Source organism: Chryseobacterium electrogenes (assembly GCF_053553015.1).
Genome location: NZ_JBNPPB010000002.1, coordinates 2298588 through 2317848, shown reverse-complemented (window position 1 = coordinate 2317848; position 19261 = coordinate 2298588). Strand labels below are relative to the sequence as shown.

General features: G+C 35.1%; 17 protein-coding genes. 16 read left to right on the top strand and 1 reads right to left on the bottom strand.

Annotated features, from left to right (window positions below):
- Nucleotides 1–289 precede the first annotated feature (289 nt).
- The 16 genes from mraZ (at nt 290) to ACQQ6V_RS10580 (ending at nt 17839) form a co-directional block, all read left to right on the top strand.
- Nucleotides 290–757: a division/cell wall cluster transcriptional repressor MraZ gene (gene mraZ, locus ACQQ6V_RS10655; protein ID WP_448845502.1), complete on the top strand. Its 468-nt coding sequence runs from the start codon at nt 290–292 to the stop codon at nt 755–757.
- Nucleotides 747–1640, top strand: coding sequence for a 16S rRNA (cytosine(1402)-N(4))-methyltransferase RsmH (gene rsmH, locus ACQQ6V_RS10650; RefSeq protein ID WP_448846199.1), 894 nt, complete (start codon nt 747–749; stop codon nt 1638–1640). The genes mraZ and rsmH overlap by 11 nt, the downstream gene beginning before the upstream one ends.
- Nucleotides 1641–1651: 11 nt before the next feature.
- Nucleotides 1652–2020, top strand: a complete 369-nt coding sequence (locus ACQQ6V_RS10645) for an FtsL-like putative cell division protein (protein WP_448845501.1) — start codon at nt 1652–1654, stop codon at nt 2018–2020.
- Complete coding sequence (locus ACQQ6V_RS10640) at nt 2001–3995, top strand: PASTA domain-containing penicillin-binding protein (RefSeq protein WP_448845500.1); 1995 nt, start codon at nt 2001–2003, stop codon at nt 3993–3995. Before ACQQ6V_RS10645 ends, ACQQ6V_RS10640 begins: the two co-directional genes overlap by 20 nt.
- Before the next feature lie 11 nt (nt 3996–4006).
- Nucleotides 4007–5467 carry a UDP-N-acetylmuramoyl-L-alanyl-D-glutamate--2,6-diaminopimelate ligase gene (locus ACQQ6V_RS10635; protein WP_448845499.1) on the top strand — a complete coding sequence of 487 codons (1461 nt, stop codon included), beginning with the start codon at nt 4007–4009 and terminating at the stop codon, nt 5465–5467.
- Nucleotides 5468–5499: 32 nt separating this feature from the next.
- The gene (gene mraY, locus ACQQ6V_RS10630) at nt 5500–6741 is read left to right on the top strand and encodes a phospho-N-acetylmuramoyl-pentapeptide-transferase (protein WP_448845498.1); all 1242 of its coding nucleotides are present in this window, start codon (nt 5500–5502) and stop codon (nt 6739–6741) included.
- 20 nt (nt 6742–6761) lie between these two features.
- On the top strand, nt 6762–8090 hold the full coding sequence (murD, locus tag ACQQ6V_RS10625) for a UDP-N-acetylmuramoyl-L-alanine--D-glutamate ligase (protein ID WP_448845497.1): 1329 nt from the start codon (nt 6762–6764) through the stop codon (nt 8088–8090).
- A gap of 51 nt (nt 8091–8141) precedes the next feature.
- Nucleotides 8142–9380 (top strand): FtsW/RodA/SpoVE family cell cycle protein, encoded by a 1239-nt coding sequence (locus ACQQ6V_RS10620; protein WP_448846198.1) that lies wholly within the window; start codon nt 8142–8144, stop codon nt 9378–9380.
- On the top strand, nt 9367–10476 hold the full coding sequence (gene murG, locus ACQQ6V_RS10615; RefSeq protein ID WP_448845496.1) for an undecaprenyldiphospho-muramoylpentapeptide beta-N-acetylglucosaminyltransferase: 1110 nt from the start codon (nt 9367–9369) through the stop codon (nt 10474–10476). The genes ACQQ6V_RS10620 and murG overlap by 14 nt, the downstream gene beginning before the upstream one ends.
- 3 nt (nt 10477–10479) lie before the next feature.
- On the top strand, nt 10480–10962 hold the full coding sequence (locus tag ACQQ6V_RS10610; RefSeq protein ID WP_448845495.1) for a hypothetical protein: 483 nt from the start codon (nt 10480–10482) through the stop codon (nt 10960–10962).
- On the top strand, nt 10962–12320 hold the full coding sequence (gene murC / locus ACQQ6V_RS10605; protein ID WP_448845494.1) for a UDP-N-acetylmuramate--L-alanine ligase: 1359 nt from the start codon (nt 10962–10964) through the stop codon (nt 12318–12320). Before ACQQ6V_RS10610 ends, murC begins: the two co-directional genes overlap by 1 nt.
- 88 nt (nt 12321–12408) lie before the next feature.
- Complete coding sequence (locus ACQQ6V_RS10600; protein ID WP_448845493.1) at nt 12409–13404, top strand: cell division protein FtsQ/DivIB; 996 nt, start codon at nt 12409–12411, stop codon at nt 13402–13404.
- A gap of 20 nt (nt 13405–13424) precedes the next feature.
- A complete protein-coding gene (gene ftsA, locus ACQQ6V_RS10595; RefSeq protein ID WP_448845492.1) occupies nt 13425–14786 on the top strand; it encodes a cell division protein FtsA in 1362 nt (453 codons plus the stop codon).
- A 65-nt stretch (nt 14787–14851) separates the two neighbouring features.
- Nucleotides 14852–16771 carry a cell division protein FtsZ gene (gene ftsZ / locus ACQQ6V_RS10590; RefSeq protein ID WP_448845491.1) on the top strand — a complete coding sequence of 640 codons (1920 nt, stop codon included), beginning with the start codon at nt 14852–14854 and terminating at the stop codon, nt 16769–16771.
- A 1-nt stretch (nt 16772) separates the two neighbouring features.
- Nucleotides 16773–17219, top strand: a complete 447-nt coding sequence (locus tag ACQQ6V_RS10585; RefSeq protein WP_448845490.1) for a GatB/YqeY domain-containing protein — start codon at nt 16773–16775, stop codon at nt 17217–17219.
- Between the two features lie 209 nt (nt 17220–17428).
- Nucleotides 17429–17839 (top strand): BrxA/BrxB family bacilliredoxin, encoded by a 411-nt coding sequence (locus tag ACQQ6V_RS10580; RefSeq protein WP_448845489.1) that lies wholly within the window; start codon nt 17429–17431, stop codon nt 17837–17839.
- A gap of 124 nt (nt 17840–17963) precedes the next feature.
- On the opposite strand, the gene ACQQ6V_RS10575 is transcribed toward ACQQ6V_RS10580, so the two are convergent.
- Nucleotides 17964–19238: a Y-family DNA polymerase gene (locus ACQQ6V_RS10575; protein WP_448845488.1), complete on the bottom strand. Its 1275-nt coding sequence runs from the start codon at nt 19236–19238 to the stop codon at nt 17964–17966.
- Nucleotides 19239–19261: the final 23 nt, after the last annotated feature.

Below are 19261 nucleotides of genomic sequence, written 5' to 3'. Positions count from 1 at the left end.
TTTTTAAATATTTAACATAAAACAATGTTAAGCATACAAGATATGCTTCTTTAAGGCTTTCTTTTTTATCTTGTTTTACCTTTTAAATTTTCATTTTTGAGCTATGTATTTTGATGTGTAATTTGTGTAAAAGCTTTACTAATCTGTTTTTTCTGTGTTTGTACCTTTAATTTGTTTACAATCAAAGCATTGTATTTAAGATTTCTTTAACAATAAAGTTATAAACATTAAGTAATATTGTGGGTGAAAGTGGTAATAAGTGGAAAAATTTTCTCTAAATTTGTCCCAAATGAAACATTTTATAGGCACATATGAATGTAAGATTGACGACAAGGGTCGTGTGAAGCTTCCGACTTCGCTTATTAAGCAGATGGAGAGCTTTGCTGATGAGGCTTTTGTGGTTAAGCGTGCTGTGTTTCAAAATTGTTTAGAAGTTTATCCAATGAAGCCTTGGGATAAGCTTATGGAAAAGATTAATAGCCTTAATCGTTTCGTAAAGAAAAATGCTGACTTTATCAGACAATTTACTGCAGGTGTGAAAATAGTAGAACTAGATTCCGCAGGTAGATTGCAAATTTCTAAAGATCTCGTTCTATTTTCTGGTCTTTCCAAAGATTTGGTAATAACTAGTGCGGGAGAATTATTTGAGATTTGGGATAAAGACGCATATGAGAAAGTTATAACGGCAGATGCTGTAGACTTTGCTAGTTTGGCAGAAGAAATAATGGGCACAAATATCCTTGATGATGTATCATAATCCTGTATTATTAAAACAAAGCGTGGATGCTTTGGTTGTGAATCCTGATGGCATCTATGTGGATGTAACATTTGGTGGTGGTGGGCACTCTAGAGAGATTCTTTCTAGATTGTCAGAGAAAGGTAGGTTGTATTCTTTTGATCAAGATACAGATGCACTTCAGAATAGTATTGATGATGAGAGGTTTACTTTGATTAATCAGAATTTCAGATTTCTAGAGAACTCTTTGTTGATGTATGGGGTAACTCAAGTTGATGGTGTTTTAGGTGATTTGGGAGTATCTTCACATCAGTTTGACGAAGCAGAAAGAGGTTTTTCTATAAGAAATAGTGCGCCGTTAGATATGAGGATGAATGTGATGCAAGGTCTAGATGCAAAGCGTGTCATTAATAATTTTGAAGAAGAACAACTAGCTGATATTTTCTATCATTATGGAGAGTTGAGAGAAGCGAGAAAGTTGGCGAGAGAAATTGTGCATCATCGTAAAAATAAAACGATAGAAACGACACAAGATCTTAAAGATGTGTTTTTCTATATGCCATCTCATAAGAGTAATAAGTTTTTTGCACAATTGTTTCAGGCGGTTCGTATAGAGGTTAATCAAGAATTAGAAGTTTTGAAGGAGATGCTTCTTCAGTCTTATAATATATTGAAGTCAGAAGGGCGTTTGGTTGTGATTTCTTACCATTCATTAGAAGATAGATTGGTAAAGCGTTTTATGAAAAACGGTATGTTTGAGGGAGAGCCTCAGCGTGATATTTACGGGAATTACAAAAAAACATTTGATTTGATAAAAACCAAAGCGATTGTTCCTGATGATATCGAGATAGAAGAAAATTCTAGAGCGAGAAGCGCTAAGATGAGAATCGCTAGTAAAATATAAATAAATTAACATTGGCTAAAAGAAACTTTAACCGTCCCCAGAAAAAATTAACCCTTATGGATATCATCAAGGGTAATTTCCTTAATCGGGATGAGATTAGAGGTCACTATGCCTATTTTGCATTAATATTTGCATTGTTAATGACTATGATCTATAGCAATCACTTGGTTAATGGTAAAATAAAAAGAGTTAATCAGCTTAAAGAACAAACCGAAGAGTATAAATCTAGAAATGCCTATGCTCAAAGTAAGTTAATTAAAATAAAATTAGAATCCGAATTGGGAAAAGAAATGTTGTCAGATTCATTAATGACACTAGAAAATCACCCTATGAAAATTCTTGTAAAACTAGATAGCACAGATGTCAAACCAAAACAATGATTACGAAAAGAGACGCTCAAGAGCATTGAGATGGGGCTACCTTTTTGCATTGGTAGCTTTTGGTCTTTTTGTGATATTTTTAATTAGAATATTGATTCTTCAGAACACTAACGTTCAGGAGATTAAAGACGATTACATTAATAAAAATTACCGCGAAGCAACACTTAATGCTGCGCGAGGTAATCTTTATGCCGCCGATGGATCTATTTTGGCAACAACCGTAATGCGTTATGATGTGTATCTTGACTTCAAAACCATGAAGGATAACATTTATCAAGAAAACATTGGCGCATTGTCAGATTCCTTAGGAGCGATGTTTGACAAGCCAAGAAGTTATTTCAGAGAAAGATTAGCACAACAGAGAACCAAGAGAAATCAATACTATTCATTAGTAAAAGGACTTGATTTTGACGAATATGATAGACTTAGGAATTTTCCTATTTTTAAAGAAGGGAAAAATAAAGGCGGTTTTATTGTTGATAGAAATTACAAAAGAGAATTAGCGACGACTCAGATTGGCGCCGGTACTATCGGGATGGATAATGGTGAGTTGAAATCCGGACTAGAAGGTGCTTTCAGCAAATATTTAACCGGAACTAACGGTAAAAGATTAGAGCAACGTATTAACTCTGCACAATGGAAACCAATTGATTATTGGAAAGTACAAGAGCCAGTAGATGGAGAAGATGTGTACACAACTTTGGATCTTAGGATACAGGATATTGCGCATACCGCATTAGAAAATCAGTTGCTTAAGTTTGATGCAGATCACGGCTGTGTTGTCGTGATGGAAGTTGCTACAGGCAAGGTAAAGGCTATGGTTAATCTTAGAAGGACAGAACCAGGCATTTATGTTGATGCTTATAATTATATCATTAAAGATGCTCAAGAACCGGGTTCTATCATCAAAACAATGTCACTGTTGGCAGCTATGGATGATGGTTTTGTGGATGATAATACCAAAGTAAATATTGGTAACGGTAATTGGAACTATGCAGGACAATTAATCACAGATGGTCATGGTGGAGGTACTTATGATCTAAGTGATGTTTTGGCGAAGTCTAGTAACGTGGGTGCTGCAAAAATAATTACACAACATTACGCAGATAAGCCAGAAGTTTTTCTCAATCATTGGAAACGTTGGAAGATGTTTGACAAGATGGATATAGAATTACCAGGTATCGCTCGTCCTTCTATCCAGACTCCGCAAAGTAAAAGATGGAACAAAGCGACTTTAGCCTCTTTGGCTTATGGTTATTCTTCTAGTTTTAGTTTATTACAGCTAACAACTTTCTATAATGGTATTGCTAATCACGGTAAAATGGTAAAACCTCTTTTTATTGATAAAATCATGAAAGATGGTAAAGTTCTTTATGAAGCCAAGCCAGAAGTGATGGTTAACAAAATGGCTTCTGATAAAGCGATTAACATGATGACATCGGCATTAACCAAAGCTGTAGAAAAAGGAACCGCGAAAAGTATCTATACACCAAATCTTAAAATTGCAGGTAAAACAGGAACCGCCCGTTTCGAGTATTGGAAACCTGGACCTAGAAAATATCAAGCATCGTTTGCAGGATTTTATCCTTCCGACAACCCGAAATATACTTGTATCGTCATGATTAATCAGCCAGATACATCCAAAGGTTTTTACGGAGGATCTGTATCGGCACCAGTTTTTAAAGAAATTGCAGGTAAGACATTTCTCAAGATGCCTCTTAATATAGAGAAAGAAGTATTAGAGGATAAAAAAGTGAAGCTTGATAAAATGATTGAGCCTAATACCAAGATCGCAGTATCTGGTAATTCTATGCCTAATGTTGTTGGGCTGATCGGGAAAAATGTCATTCCGCAGTTGGAGAATTTAGGCTTTAGGGTAGAGTTTAATGGCGTTGGTAAAATCCGTGAACAGTTTCCTTCAGCAGGTGCTGTCATTGGAAAAAATCAAAAAATATATTTGACATTACAGAAATAATTTAGAATAAAATGAAGTTAGAATTATTGTTACAAAACCTTTCGGTTATAGAGATTATTGGTCATCAGGATCAGGATATTTCTCTGTTAACATTCGACAGCAGAACAGTTGTCGCTAATGCTTTGTATGTAGCAATAAAAGGTGAAGTTGCAGACGGACATTCTTATATTGATGCAGCAATTCTTAAGGGCGCTACAACAATTGTTTGTGAGACTTTACCCATTTCTTTTGCCGAAAATGTAACCTATATTTTGGTTAAAGATTCTTCTAAATCCTTAGGACATTTAGCGTCTAATTTTTACGATAATCCTTCTAAAAAACTGAAATTAATCGGCGTAACAGGTACTAACGGAAAAACTTCTGTGACGACTTTATTATTTGATATTTTTAAAAATTTAGGTTATCCATCGGCGTTAATTTCAACCGTTGAATATCGTATTGCAGACCAAATAATCCCAAGTACGCACACAACGCCAGATGTTATTAGGTTAAACGAAATGCTCGCTAAAGCCGTAGAAGTCGGTTGCGAATTTGCCTTCATGGAAGTCAGTTCTCACGGCATCTCACAAGACAGAATAGAAGGTTTGCATTTTGCAATCGCTGGATTTACCAATATCACGAGAGATCATCTTGATTATCATAAAACATTTCAAAATTATATTGAGGTTAAGAAGCGATTCTTTGATGACTTAGACGCTTCTGCCGTTGCGATTACCAATGCGGATGATAAGAATGGTAGCGTTATGTTGCAAAATACAAAAGCAAGCAAAAAAAGTTTTGCCCTAAAAACGATGGCGGATTTTCATGGTCGTCTTTTGGAAGCAGACTTTAACGGAATGTTGCTCAATTTCAACGGAAAAGAATTTTGGACAACATTGACAGGAAGATTTAATGTTTATAATTTATTATTGGCTTACGGAATAGCTTTAGAATTGAATATGAAAGAAGAGGAAGTATTACAAGCGATTTCGAAATTGCATCGTGTTAATGGTCGTTTTGAAACTATAAAATCAGACAGCGGAATTTTCTTCGTCATAGATTATGCGCACACGCCAGATGCTCTAGAAAATATCTTGGACAGCATTAACGAGATCCGTACCAAGAACGAAAGATTAATTTGTGTTTTCGGTTGTGGTGGAGATCGCGATCATGGCAAGCGCCCTCAGATGGGAAATATCGCCAGCAATAAAGCGACTGTCGCAATTATAACGTCTGACAATCCAAGAACCGAAGATCCTAATGCGATTATTAAAGAAATAGAAGCGGGTGTAGAACCTCAGAATTTTAATAAATATATATCAATTACCGACAGAAAAGATGCTATTAAAATGGCAATCAAATATGCAGAACCTAAGGATATTATCCTTGTGGCAGGCAAAGGTCATGAGACTTATCAAGAGATTAATGGTGTAAAGCATCATTTTGATGATAAGGAAGTGATTAGAGAACTTTTGAATTTGATGGGAAAGTAAAATTGAAAATTTAATATAAACCGACAATCAACATGTTATACTATCTATACGAATATCTAACCAGCCACGGCATCCATGTTCCCGGGATGAATCTTTTCCGTTACATCTCTTTTCGAGCGGCAATGGCGGTGTTATTTTCTTTAATTATCGCACTGGCTTTTGGTAAAAAAATCATCAATTACTTGCGTGCCAGACAGATGGGAGAGTTGGTAAGGGATCTAGGCTTAGATGGTCAGAAGCAAAAAGAAGGGACACCAACGATGGGTGGATTGATTATTATTTTGGCGACTATTATTCCGGTATTGTTATTCACAAGGATTACTAATATCTATATTGTTCTTTTGTTGATATCTATGTTATGGATGGGCGCAATAGGATTTTTGGATGACTACCTCAAAAAAATAAAGAAGAATAAAGATGGTCTTAAGGGCAGGTTTAAAGTCATTGGGCAAGTTGGATTAGGATTAATTGTAGGTGTTACAATGTATTTTCATCCAGATGTAGAGGTTAAACGTAAATATTCTGACGCTAGAGTTGTCAACAGAAATAACGTTGAAAAAAACTTTATGCAAGACGAGCGTATACCAGTTTCTACAGTGCCTTTCACAAAGAATAACGAGTTTGATTATAGTGGATTGTTATTCTGGATGTCTCCAGATGATGCACATGAGTGGGCTTGGGTAGTTTTTATTCCGATTGTGATTTTTATTGTTACAGCCGTGTCTAATGGTGCTAATATAACTGATGGTATCGATGGTCTGGCTGCCGGCACTAGTGTCGTCATATTGCTGACATTAGCATTCTTTGCCTATTTGTCAGGTAATATCATTTTTGCAGATTATCTCAATATTATGTTCTTACCTAATATGGGAGAAACCACCATTTTTGCGCTCGCTCTGGTGGGAGCAGTGATCGGATTTTTCTGGTATAATACATACCCAGCTCAAGTTTTTATGGGCGATACGGGAAGTCTGATGTTAGGTGGAGTTATTGCAGTTTTGGCTATTGTATTAAGAAAAGAATTATTAATCCCTGTATTGTGCGGTGTATTCTTGGTAGAGAATGTATCTGTCATTTTGCAGGTAGGTTATTTTAAATATTTAAAAAAGAAAAAAGGTTTAGAATATGCTCAGAATCATCGTTTGTTTTTGATGTCGCCCTTGCATCATCATTATCAAATGAAAGGTTATCATGAAAGCAAAATTGTAAACCGTGCCATTATTTTAGGAATGTTATTAGCAATCATTTGTTTGATAACTCTTAAGATAAGATAATTAAAAACCAAATGTAAATTATGAAAGTTGTAATTCTTGGTGGTGGAGAAAGTGGTATTGGCGCAGCTTATTTAGCTAAAGCCAAAGGATTTGATGTCTTCTTATCAGATATGGGAAACATCAAGGATCACTTTAAAAATGAACTAGACGCTCTTAAGGTTTCTTATGAAGAAGCACAACATACAGAAGAACTTATTCTTGCTGCAGATTGGGTTATAAAGAGTCCTGGTATTCCGAAAAAGGCAGAAATCGTACAGAAAATTCAGCAAAAAGGAATCCGAGTTTCTTCAGAAATAGAATTTGCTTCAGAATTTACAGAGGCTAAAATTATTGCAATTACAGGTAGTAATGGTAAGACCACTACAACATCTTTAGTTTACCATATTTTAAAAGAAGGTGGTTTTAATGTTGGATTGGGTGGTAACATTGGCAAAAGTTTTGCAAAGCAAGTGGCGGTTGATAATTTCGATTATTTTGTATTGGAGGTAAGTAGCTTTCAGTTGGATGATATTCAGAATTTTAGACCTTACATTTCTTTGTTGCTTAATTTGTCTAAAGATCATCTGGATCAATACAACTACAATTATGAAGAATATGCTTTGGCTAAATTCAGAATTGCAGAAAATCAAGATCAAGACAATTTTTTCATCTACAATAAGGATGACGAAATGAGCCAAAATATCCTAGAAAAAATAGATCTTAAGGTATGTAAAGTACCATTCTCTATGACCGAAAAGCTGACGGAAGGTGCTTATGCAACGGATGACGATATCGTGATTAAAATTAATGATGACTTTAGAATGAAAATTTCTGACTTGTCATTGGTGGGGAAACATAATGTAGCCAACAGTTTAGCCGCGAGTATTGCCGGTAAAATCCTTAAAATCAGCAACGAAAGTATCAGAAATTCGTTAATGACTTTCCAGGCGGTAGAACATCGTCTAGAGCCTGTTGCAGATATTAATGGTGTTAAATACATTAACGATAGTAAAGCTACTAATGTTAACGCGACTTATTTTGCTTTAGAAAGCATGAAAAAACCTACAATTTGGATTGTCGGTGGCAAAGATAAAGGCAACGATTATTCTGAAATAGAAGAACTCGTTAAGAAAAAAGTAAAAGCTATTGTATGTCTAGGCGTTGATAATCAAAAAATCATCGATTTCTTTAAAGAGAATAAAGAAATGATTTACGATACATCTAGCATGCAAGATGCAGTAGAAGTTTGTAAAAATATCGCCGAAGATGGAGACGTGGTTTTATTGTCGCCATGTTGCGCTAGTTTTGATTTATTTGACGGTTATGAAGACCGCGGTAATCAATTTAAAAAAGAAGTTTTAAAAAATTAACAATCAATAGTTAAAAATCTTCATTAATCATTTTTAATTATTCATTACATGATGGAAAACCAATTAACAGAAAACAAATTTGAGTGGCTAAAGGGCGACAAAGTGCTTTGGATGGTAATTATTTTGCTTTCCTTTTTGTCTGTGTTTCCTGTTTATTCTGCAAGTTCTAATTTGGAATATATTGTTAATAATGGTACCACAACAGGGCATGTTATAAAGCATATCATCTTTGTTATTGTTGGACTTGGTATTATGCGAGGCGTTGCAGGATCTGTAAAATATGAGCATATTGGCAAGCTGAGCGCAGTATTATTAGCAGTTACTGTATTGCTATTGTTGGTGACAACCTTTACAGGACAGACGATAGAAGGTGCCAGTGCATCGCGTTGGTTAAAGATTCCGGGTACGCCTATTTCTTTTCAACCTTCATCATTTGCCTACCTTATGCTAATCATTTATTTGTGTAGGTATTTAACTAAGAAAATAAGTCGCGAGAGATTACCGTTAGAAAATGTTATTTATATCTTCGGACCAATATTACTTGTTTTTATACTAGTTGCCAAAGATAATGGATCTACTGCTCTAATGATTCTGATGGTTTCTATAGGAGTTTTGCTATTTGGACAATTACATTGGAAGTATATCGCAGGTTTTATTTCTACTGCAGTAGTAGCGGTTGTTTTATTTTTACTGATAGCGCTTAATACTAATCTGATTAATAATAACCGTGTTCATACTTGGATGAGTCGTGTTGAGACTTTTACCAATTCTAAAAAGAGTACAGAAGTAGAAGACGAATCTATTAAAGCAAAAAACTACCAAGTTATGCAAGCCAAAGCGGCAATTGTACATGGTGGTTTCCAGGGGATTGGGCCTGGTAAAAGTGCTTTGAAGCAAACGTTACCTCAGTCGGTTTCGGATTTTATTTTTGCGATAATTGTAGAAGAATACGGCTGGGTTGGTGCCTTTGTACTGATTAGTCTTTATATGATTATGATTATTAGAATCGTAATGATTGCGAGTAAGATGCCAGCTTTTTTTGGCTCTTTGCTAGTGTTAGCCATTGGTTTAATGATTTTTGTACAGTTGGCAGTAAATATTGCCGTTGCTGTTAATCTTATACCAGTTACGGGACAACCGTTACCATTAATAAGTTACGGAGGTACCTCTATGTTAGTGACGTATATTCAGTTAGGAATTATATTAAATGTAAGCTCAAGAATCCAAGTTTATGACGAAGAAGGAATGGGCAAAAAACAAACAATAGAAGAGATTAATGACATCGCCTAGAGTATTATTAAGTGGAGGAGGCACAGGTGGACATATTTTTCCAGCCATCGCCATCGCGCAGGAAATCCAAAAAAGATATCCTGATGCTCAATTTCTGTTTATTGGTGCAGAGAACAAAATGGAGATGGAGAAAGTACCACAAGCAGGATTCAAAATTGTGGGACTTAATATTGCTGGCTTTAACAGAAGTAATCTTCTTAAAAATATTGGACTCCCTTTTAAGTTGATTTCAAGCTTAATGAAAGCTAGAAAAGTGATTAAGGATTTTAATCCAGATTTTGCTATTGGTACTGGTGGTTTTGCCAGCGGCCCCGCGTTATATGTGGCTTCCAAGATGAATATCCCAACCTTTATCCAAGAGCAGAATTCTTTACCGGGGAAAACCAATGTTTTTAATGGTAAAAAAGCAAAAGCCATTTTTACAGCTTATCCAGATATGGATCATTTTTTTCCAGGATCTAAGGTCATTTTTTCGGGTAATCCTATCAGACAAAATATCATCATAGACCTAATTGATACAGATCTTGCAAAAGAAAAATTAGGACTTGATAAAACTAAATTAACCATTCTTTCTGTTGGTGGATCTTTGGGATCTAGAACAATTAATAATGCTTGGAAAGCTAATCTAGCTCAACTTAAAGCCAAAGATTATCAATTGATTTGGCAAACCGGAAAGCTGGATTTTGAAACGTTGAGTAAAGATTCTCAAATCTCAAATCTCAAATTTCAAATCCATCTAAAGGAATTTATCTCAGATATGGCGTTGGCTTATTCTGCGGCAGATGTTATTGTGTCTAGAGCGGGAGCTATTGCCATATCAGAATTGTCAGTGGCAAAAAAGCCAGTATTGCTGGTTCCATTTCCTTTTGCTGCAGAAGATCATCAGACTAAAAACGCGATGAATTTAGTTGAAAAAAATGCAGCCAGAATGGTAAAAGATTCTGAAATGGACGAGAAGTTTTGGACAACATTATCTTCAATCTGCGAGGATGGAGAATTAAGAAAAGAAATGTCTCAACAATTAGAATATTTTGCAAAACCTAATGCAACAAAGGAGATTGTAGATGATATTTTTAAAATTTTAGAAACTAAATAATTAATGAAATTACATTTATACATATTTGCTTTATTAGGCTTGGTTAGTTTATCAAGCTGCAATACGGGCAGACCATATTTTAAAAATTTAGCTTCAGAACATAATACAAAAGAGCGTCAAAATCTAGCCAAAAGTTTTGCAGAACAATTTTTTGCAAAATGCGAAAAACAAGATTATTCAGAGATTCAAGGATTTAATATGGATGTTAATTTCAAACAAAAAGTCTCTAGTGAAACGATTGAAAAAATTTGTAAAAGCTTTGACAGAAAATTAGGAAAAATAACGATTGGTAATCTTTATAGCGCAAAAACAAGAACGTTCCCGAAAGATTATATGGATTTTTTCGAGTTTAATATCAAAAACGAAAAAAATGATAGCATTAAGTTTTTGAGAATAGGATTAACGCGAGATAAAGACTTTCTCAGCGCATTTTCTGTGAACAAAGAGGAATTAATTAATTATAGAAAGAAAAGTAAATCAAAATAATGAAACTGCTCAATACATATCACACGTTTTATTTTGTAGGCATCGGAGGCATCGGGATGAGTGCATTGGCGCGTTATTTCCATTCTTCGGGTCATAAGGTTTTGGGTTACGATAAGACACATACCAAGCTGACTAATGCTTTAGAAGCAGAAGGTATTGATATTATTTTTGAAGATCTAATTGATGAAAAAATCACAGGTCTGGATAAAGAAAGAACTTTGGTGATTTATACACCAGCGATTAAGAATTTGGAGATTCTTAATTACTTTAATGAGCATGAGTTCTTTGTGATGAAGCGTGCAAAAGCTTTGGGTCTAATCACTCAAGATACACAATGTATCGCGGTTGCCGGGACGCATGGTAAGACGACGACTTCTACATTAATTTCGCATTTATGTAAAGAAGCTAACTTGCCATTTTCTGCTTTTTTAGGCGGGATTTCAGAGAATTTTAAATCAAATTTCCTCTACAACGGCAACGAAATTTCTGTGGTAGAAGCCGACGAGTATGACAGAAGTTTTCTTAATCTTTCGCCAGATTGGGCAGTGGTAACTTCTATGGATGCAGATCATCTGGACATCTATGGCGATACCAATCACATCGAAGAAAGCTTTAGAGAATTTGCGGCTTTGGTGCCAAGTTCACAACAATTATTTGTTAAAAAAGGCTTAGATATTGGTAGAGATCATATCACTTATTCGGTTAATGAGAAGGCAGATTATTATGCTGATAATCTAAGAATGGATCATGATAAGATTTATTTTGATTTTCATACATCTACAAAAACCATTAAGGATTTTGTCTGGGAAATTCCCGGGATTCATAATGTCGAAAATGCCACTGTTGCCATTGCTATTCTTAATAATATGGGTGTTGATTTTGACACTTTAAAGAAAGCAATAGCTAATTTTAAAGGAATCAAAAGACGTTATACAAAGCATATTTTCGAGAACGGAAAGATTTATATTGATGATTATGCGCATCATCCAACAGAGCTTAATGCGGTAATTGGATCGATTAAAACTTTTTATCCTGAGAAAAAATTACTGATTGTTTTCCAGCCACATTTGTTTAGCAGAACAAGAGATTTCGCAGACGATTTTGCACAAAGTCTTTCTACGGGAGATGAGTTGTTATTGTTGGACATTTATCCAGCGAGAGAGTTACAGGAGAATTTTGATGGAGTAACATCGGCTTGGTTGTTGGATAAAGTGACTGCTGACAAAAAAGAAGTAGTGACATTACAAGAAAGTTTTGATAAAATTAAAGAAAAAGATTTTGATATTTTATTAACTGTTGGAGCAGGAAATATAGATACATTATATGACCCGATTATGAATTGGTTGCCTAATTTTTAATTTTGAACAAATAAGATATACAGAGTTGTTGCATCAATAGTTATAAAAAGACATTAATACATTGTACTTTTTACATAGTACAGAAGATATGAAAAATAAATACAGAATATTAAAAATATTGGTTACTGTTGGGATTTTGATTTTCCTGCTGAGTTTCTCCCTGAAGCGTTTCAGCAATAAGCCTATGGAAAATATCAAGATTTCTATGGATGATAAGCAAGCTTCTGTATATTTTGTAGACGAAAAGGATATTAAAAGTATAATTAAGCAATCTAATCCTGAGAATAAAATAGGGACTTTGGATATTCCAAAGCTAGAAAAACGACTTAATGATATAGAGTTTATAGATAGTGCTAATGTCTATCTTAATCTTAATGGGACGCTTAATTTGGACATCAAACAAAGAGTTCCTGTTTTTAGATTATTAAAAAATGGCAGAGACTTTTATGTAGATGCTAAGGGTGTAGAGTTTCCTACTTCCAAGAATTATTCTTATCCCTGCATGTTGGTCACTGGTAATGTAAAAAAAGACGAATATCAAAATCTCGCCGCACTTATCGATAAGATTGACAAAGATGATTTTAGTAAAAAATATTTTATAGGGATTTCTAAAGACAAAGGCGATTATAACTTGCTTACTAGTGATGCCAATTATAAGGTAGAAATTGGAGATCTTAATAATATAGATTTTAAAGTAAAAGGCTTTAAAACCTTTGTAGAAAAATATCTGGTTTCACAAGATCCTAATAAATATAAAAAAATATCATTAAAATATGATAATCAGATTGTAACAACGCTCAATCCTTATTTTAAAGACAATGACAGTCTATTAAGAGCTCAGAAAAAAGCCTTAGTTGTACCAATTGTAAAAAAGGAAGAAACAACATCTGTAAAAAAAGAAGAGCCTAAAAAAGAAGAAAAGAAAAAGGAAACTATAAAACAAAAATCGAAAGAAACGATAGTTAAAGAAAAACCTAAAGTTACTTCTGCTAAGCCTAAAGAAGATACAAAAGGTACAAAAAACAAAACACAGCCTCCTAAAAAAGGCGAAACGAAGAAAAAAACAAAAATAGTAATAGAATAAAAAATCAAATCGAGCATATCATGGAAACACAAGAGTATTCAGTAGGACTGGACATTGGGACAACTAAGATTGTTGCCATTGTCGGTCGTAGAAACGCTCATGGAAAAATTGAGATCCTAGGCGTTGGTAAGGCTAAAAGTCTTGGTGTACACAAAGGTATTGTTAATAATATTGCACAAACGATCAGCTCTATAAAGGCGGCCGTAGAGCAAGCAGAAAGCAGCGCTGGTGTACCTATACGTAAGGTAACCGTAGGGATTGCGGGTAAACATATCCGTTCTTTGCAACATTCCGATTATATCATGAGAGAGCATCCAGATCAGTATATTACTGATGATGATATTGATGCTTTAAAAGATCAGGTTCGTAAGTTGGTTATGTTACCAGGAGAAGAAATTATCCACGTATTACCACAAGACTACAAAGTAGACTCTGAAGGAGAAATCCAAGAGCCTATAGGTATGCATGGCAAACGTCTAGAAGCCAATTTCCATGTTGTTGTAGGACAGATGGGATCTATCAGAAACATCGTAAGATGTGTAAGAGAGGCAGGCTTAGATATGGAAGCGCTTACATTAGAGCCTTTAGCATCTTCAGAAGCCGTTCTTACAAAAGAAGAAAAAGAAGCAGGTGTAGCAATAGTAGACATTGGTGGTGGGACTACAGATATTGCGATTTTTAAAGATAATGTTATTCGTCATACGTGTGTCATTCCATACGGAGGAGGGATTATCACAGAAGATATTAAAGAAGGTTGCTCTATCATAGAAAAAAATGCAGAACAGCTTAAGGTAAAATTTGGATCCTCAGTACCAGAGCTAGAGAAGGACAGTACATTTGTTACTATTCCGGGCTTACACGGAAGACCAGATAAAGAAATTTCTTTAAAAATTCTAGCAAAAATTATCAATGCCAGAGTAGAAGAGATTTTAGAAATGGTAAATACCGAGCTTAAAGCGTATGGCGCTTTTGAGCAAAAGAAAAAATTAATTGCAGGTATCGTTTTAACAGGAGGAGGTTCTAATCTTAAGCATCTTCGTCAGTTGGCTAATTATACAACCGGTTTTGATAGCCGAATAGGATTTGCTAACGAGTATGTTTCTAATGATAAAAATCAGCAACTAAAAGGACCAGAATTTGCAACTTCTATAGGTTTATTGATGGAAAGTCTTAAGATCAGAGACAAAAAAAATACAATTTTAGCCCCTGAAATTGAAGAAAAACCAGAAGAAAAACCAGTAGATATCGTAGAAGTAAAGCCACAAGCACCAGCAGAATCCGATATTCAAAGTACTAAAGGTCAGGCAGGTAAAACAAAGGGGCTTACCTTTGGGCAAACCATTTTAGAAAAAGTTAAAAAATTCTTTGAAGAAGTAGAGTAAAATTAGTCAGATTGTGTTAAATTTAGAGATTGCACAGACTGTTGATATATTATAAAAAAAAGACAATGGAAAATAATAATAACACTCAAGGATTTTCATTTGATTTGCCGAAAGGCAACTCTTCCATTATCAAAGTAATTGGTGTAGGAGGTGGCGGTAATAACGCGCTTAAGCACATGTATGAGAAGGGGATTTATGGCGTAGATTTCGTCATTTGTAATACCGATGCGCAGACATTAGATAACAATCCTGTTGCTAATAAAGTTCAGCTAGGGATTGCGATGACAGAAGGATTAGGAGCAGGAGCAGATCCAGAAGTAGGAGAAAAAGCAGCTATCGAGAGTATTGATGAGATTAAAGCATCAATGGGACAGAATACCAAAATGGTTTTCATTACTGCTGGTATGGGAGGTGGTACCGGTACCGGTGCTGCACCAGTTATCGCAAAAGTGGCCAAAGAAATGGGGATTCTGACCGTAGGTATCGTAACTGTACCTTTTAGTTTTGAAGGCAAAAGAAGATTAGATCAAGCTCACTTAGGTCTCGAAAAACTGAGAAATAATGTAGACTCTCTAATCGTTATTAATAATGATAAATTAAGGCAACAGTTTGGTAATTTAGGATTCAAATCTGGATTTTCAAAAGCTGATGAGGTTTTAACTAATGCAGCAAAAGGCATGGCAGAGGTTATTACTGGATATTTCGATGTTAATATTGACTTCCGTGATGCCAAGTCTGTTCTTCAAAATTCAGGAACTGCATTAATGTCAACAGGTATAGCTTCTGGCGAAAACAAAGCAGAAGAAGCTGTTAAAAAAGCATTAGATTCTCCGTTATTGAATGATAACAAAATCACTGGTGCGCAAAACGTTCTATTACTTATTAGAAGTGGCGTGGCAGAAGTTACCATGGACGAGATTGGAGTAATTATGGATCATATCCAGCAAGAAGCAGGTAATACAGCAGATATTATCTTTGGTGTTGGTACAGACGAAGAATTAGGTGATTCTGTAAGCGTGCTAGTTATTGCAACAGGCTTTACTAATGAAAATAAAAAGCATGCTGGTACAACAGAAACTATCAAGTATACATTAGAGGATGATCGTTTTGGAGACAAATCTAGAAAAAGACCAGACTCACCTTTTAAAAATAGAGCAGAACTAGAAGATAGTAACCCATCAACTGAAAGAAATTTTTTCAGACTAGAAGATGACGAGGATTTTTCGACGCCCAATTTTCAAACTAACACTTTAGCAGCTGCATTAGTAGAAGATGCACCGACTGAAACTAAGTTTTTTGAAAACGAAGAATCTGAAGCTTTCAACCAAAATTGGGATACCATGAACGCGCCTCAAGATTATAACTTGTTTAATTTCGATGAGGAGGAAGATTACGGAAAAGAAGCTCTAGAAGCTGAGGCTTTTAGTTTTGACGTAGAAGATAAGCCTAAGGCAAGTCTATACACAGAAGAAGAAAAACCTGTACAAGTTAACTTTGTTGTTAACGATCCAATACAAGAAGATTCTTTTTTTGTTAAAGAAGAACCAAAACAAGACATTGTAAAGGAAGTCTTACCAGAGGTTAAAAACGAAATTATTATAGAGCAACCCGTTAGAGAAGAAGTAAGAATTCCACAGCCAGAGATGCGCTATACAGTTCCTGCAGACATCCAAAAACCGGAAGCTATAGCAGAAACACCACAGCAGCAAGTCGTAAGTGAGAAAGCTTCAGAGTTTACTTTCATAGACAAGACTGCAGAATCTAGTAAAATTCAGGAAAGAAGAAATAAATTGAAAGAATTTAATTCTCGTTATCAAAAATTAGATCAAAAAGAAATTTTCGAAAACGTACCTGCTTACAAGAGAAAGAATATTTTTATTGATGAACAAAATGCATCAGACCAAAATATTAATACTTATTTCTCAGACAATGGTGGACAGATGCAATTAAGAGAGAATAAATTTTTAAACAAAGACGTAGACTAATATGAGTCTTGAAAAAGTTATAACAGCTGCGATAATCGTCGCAATGAAAGAGAAAAACAAAGTTGCTTTGGATTCTCTACGTGCTGTAAAAGCACAAATTATTTTGTTGCAAACAGAGCAAAGAGGTGCTGAAGTTACAGAAGAACAAGAAATTGCTATACTACAACGTATGATTAAGCAACGTAAGGATTCTTATGAGCAGTTTGCGGCACAAAACCGTACTGACCTTGCAGAAGTAGAAGAAGCTCAGATGAAAATCATAGAGCAGTTTTTACCTAAGCAATTGTCGGCTGATGAGTTACAGGTAGAAATAGCACGTATTATCTCAGAAACAGGAGCAGAAAGTGCCAAAGACATAGGAAAAGTTATGGGAGCAGCCTCTAAGCAATTGGCAGGTAAGTCAGACGGAAAAAGTATTTCTGAAATGGCGAAAAAACTATTGTCTTAGCAATACCGATGTTTTTCGGTTAAGTAAGGATATCCAGAACATGCATATCGATTTGATTAATTAATCCAATTTCTTTTTAGAAGTTGGATTTTTTTTGGACATTTTGTCTTAATATAAATTTGGCATTATTTTGATAACATATCTCAATATTGATATTAGTTTATAATCAATATCTTTGCAGATAGAAAACAATAAAAATTTATAATAATATGTATCCAGCAGATTTAGTAATGCCTATGAAGGCTGAGCTTACCGATAAAGGTTTCCAAGATCTAACAACTCCAGCACAAGTTGATAGTGCTCTTAAGCAATCAGGTACTACATTGTTAATGATTAATTCAGTGTGTGGTTGTGCAGCAGGTGCAGCAAGACCAGGTGTTGTATATTCATTAACAGGTGACAAAAAACCAGATCATCTGGTAACGGCGTTCGCAGGTTTTGATGCAGAGGCAGTAGCTGAAGCTAGAAAATTATTAGCACCGTTCCCTCCATCTTCTCCATGTATCGCTTTGTTTAAGGACGGAGAGTTGGTACACATGTTAGAGCGTCACCACATAGAAGGTAATCCAGCAGGTGCTATTGCAGCTAATTTGCAGGCAGCTTATAACGAATATTGCTAATTAAATTTTTAGCAAATCATTTCAAAAGTCGGTAATCTATTTGCCGACTTTTTTATTAAATTAAATATAATGAGATGAAAGCTGATGACAGGTAGATTCTTATTTCATCAGAAAATAGAGCGTACTAAGAAAAAAATCTAAAGCTAGATTCTGGTAAGGTATTGTTTTTTAAAAAAGCTTCATACTCGGGAGATAATATCGCTCTACCATAAGTGTTTTTTCCGCTCATACTGCCGAGGCGGATTTTATCTTTACCATATTTACGATTCAGTTTGTCCATCGCTTTCATGATAGGAAGATGTTTTTCTTGTAAATCTTTCTCAAAGAGACTCGTTATTCTTGCATCTTCTGGCACAAAATCTGAAACGAAAACACCTGCTCTTTTATAAGAAAAACCATCAATATAAATTTTTTCGAAAAGCTGAGAAGCTGCCCTAGCCAATATGATGGAAGAGTTAGAAGGGTTGTCCAAAGTTACAGAACGGTAGCCATTATAAGAAGGAAGATCTTTTCTGAAACGATTAGTCCCAACAAAAATACTTAGTGTTTTGCAGCAAGAATTCTGTTTTCTAAGCTTCTCGGCACAATACAATGCAAAAGTCTCTATACGTTCTTTTAGGATTTCCTTTTCGGTGATCATATCCATAAAACTTCGGGTAACGGTAATCGATTTTTTGTCCGAGGCTTTCTCAAGTTCTAATTGTGGTATACCTTTTAGTTCATTAATAAGCCTTATACCGTGGATACCCATGATTTTTTTCACCCAGATTTCTGGCTTTTGTAAAAGGTCAAAAGCTTTGTGTACACCAGCATCTTTAAGTTTTATAGCATAGCGTCTGCCAATTCCCCATACGTCTTCTATAGGAAGCCATTTTAGGGCTTTTTCAATTTTTTCTGACGTGTTAAGAATATATATGCCTTCAAATTGTTTCGGGAATTTCTTGACGATTCTGTTGGCAACTTTACAAAGTGTTTTACTCGGTGCAATACCAATACTTACCGGGATATCCATTTCTGTCTGGATCTGTTGTAGCATCTCTTGGCAGTAATCTTCAAGGTTAAAATATTTAAAACCATGAAAATCCAAAAAAAGCTCGTCCACGCTGTAGACTTCATGTTCTGGAGCGTAAGTTTTGGCAATATTAATGACGCCTTGACTTTTAAAGTTATAAAGCTCAAATTTTGACGATAAAACCTTAACATCATATTGCTTAAATAATGCCTTGTATTGATAGGCTGGCGCACCCATTGGTATGCCAAGATCTTTGGCTTCTTGACTTCTAGAAATCACACATCCATCATTGTTAGATAACACAACCACAGGCTTTTCCTTAATAGAAAAGTCAATGGAGCGCTCACAGCTAACAAAAAAATTATTGCAATCTACCAGACCGAACATGGCTTATTTTTCATCAAAGTTAG

Coding starts and splice junctions, on each gene's coding strand:
- mraZ (WP_448845502.1), top strand. CDS start 290: ATGAAACATTTTATAGGCACATATGAATGTAAGATTGACGACAAGGGT.
- ACQQ6V_RS10600 (WP_448845493.1), top strand. CDS start 12,409: ATGAAAAATAAATACAGAATATTAAAAATATTGGTTACTGTTGGGATT.
- ACQQ6V_RS10640 (WP_448845500.1), top strand. CDS start 2,001: ATGTCAAACCAAAACAATGATTACGAAAAGAGACGCTCAAGAGCATTG.
- mraY (WP_448845498.1), top strand. CDS start 5,500: ATGTTATACTATCTATACGAATATCTAACCAGCCACGGCATCCATGTT.
- murD (WP_448845497.1), top strand. CDS start 6,762: ATGAAAGTTGTAATTCTTGGTGGTGGAGAAAGTGGTATTGGCGCAGCT.
- ftsZ (WP_448845491.1), top strand. CDS start 14,852: ATGGAAAATAATAATAACACTCAAGGATTTTCATTTGATTTGCCGAAA.
- ACQQ6V_RS10610 (WP_448845495.1), top strand. CDS start 10,480: ATGAAATTACATTTATACATATTTGCTTTATTAGGCTTGGTTAGTTTA.
- rsmH (WP_448846199.1), top strand. CDS start 747: ATGTATCATAATCCTGTATTATTAAAACAAAGCGTGGATGCTTTGGTT.
- ACQQ6V_RS10635 (WP_448845499.1), top strand. CDS start 4,007: ATGAAGTTAGAATTATTGTTACAAAACCTTTCGGTTATAGAGATTATT.
- murG (WP_448845496.1), top strand. CDS start 9,367: ATGACATCGCCTAGAGTATTATTAAGTGGAGGAGGCACAGGTGGACAT.
- ACQQ6V_RS10580 (WP_448845489.1), top strand. CDS start 17,429: ATGTATCCAGCAGATTTAGTAATGCCTATGAAGGCTGAGCTTACCGAT.
- murC (WP_448845494.1), top strand. CDS start 10,962: ATGAAACTGCTCAATACATATCACACGTTTTATTTTGTAGGCATCGGA.
- ftsA (WP_448845492.1), top strand. CDS start 13,425: ATGGAAACACAAGAGTATTCAGTAGGACTGGACATTGGGACAACTAAG.
- ACQQ6V_RS10575 (WP_448845488.1), bottom strand. CDS start 19,238: ATGTTCGGTCTGGTAGATTGCAATAATTTTTTTGTTAGCTGTGAGCGC.
- ACQQ6V_RS10620 (WP_448846198.1), top strand. CDS start 8,142: ATGGAAAACCAATTAACAGAAAACAAATTTGAGTGGCTAAAGGGCGAC.
- ACQQ6V_RS10585 (WP_448845490.1), top strand. CDS start 16,773: ATGAGTCTTGAAAAAGTTATAACAGCTGCGATAATCGTCGCAATGAAA.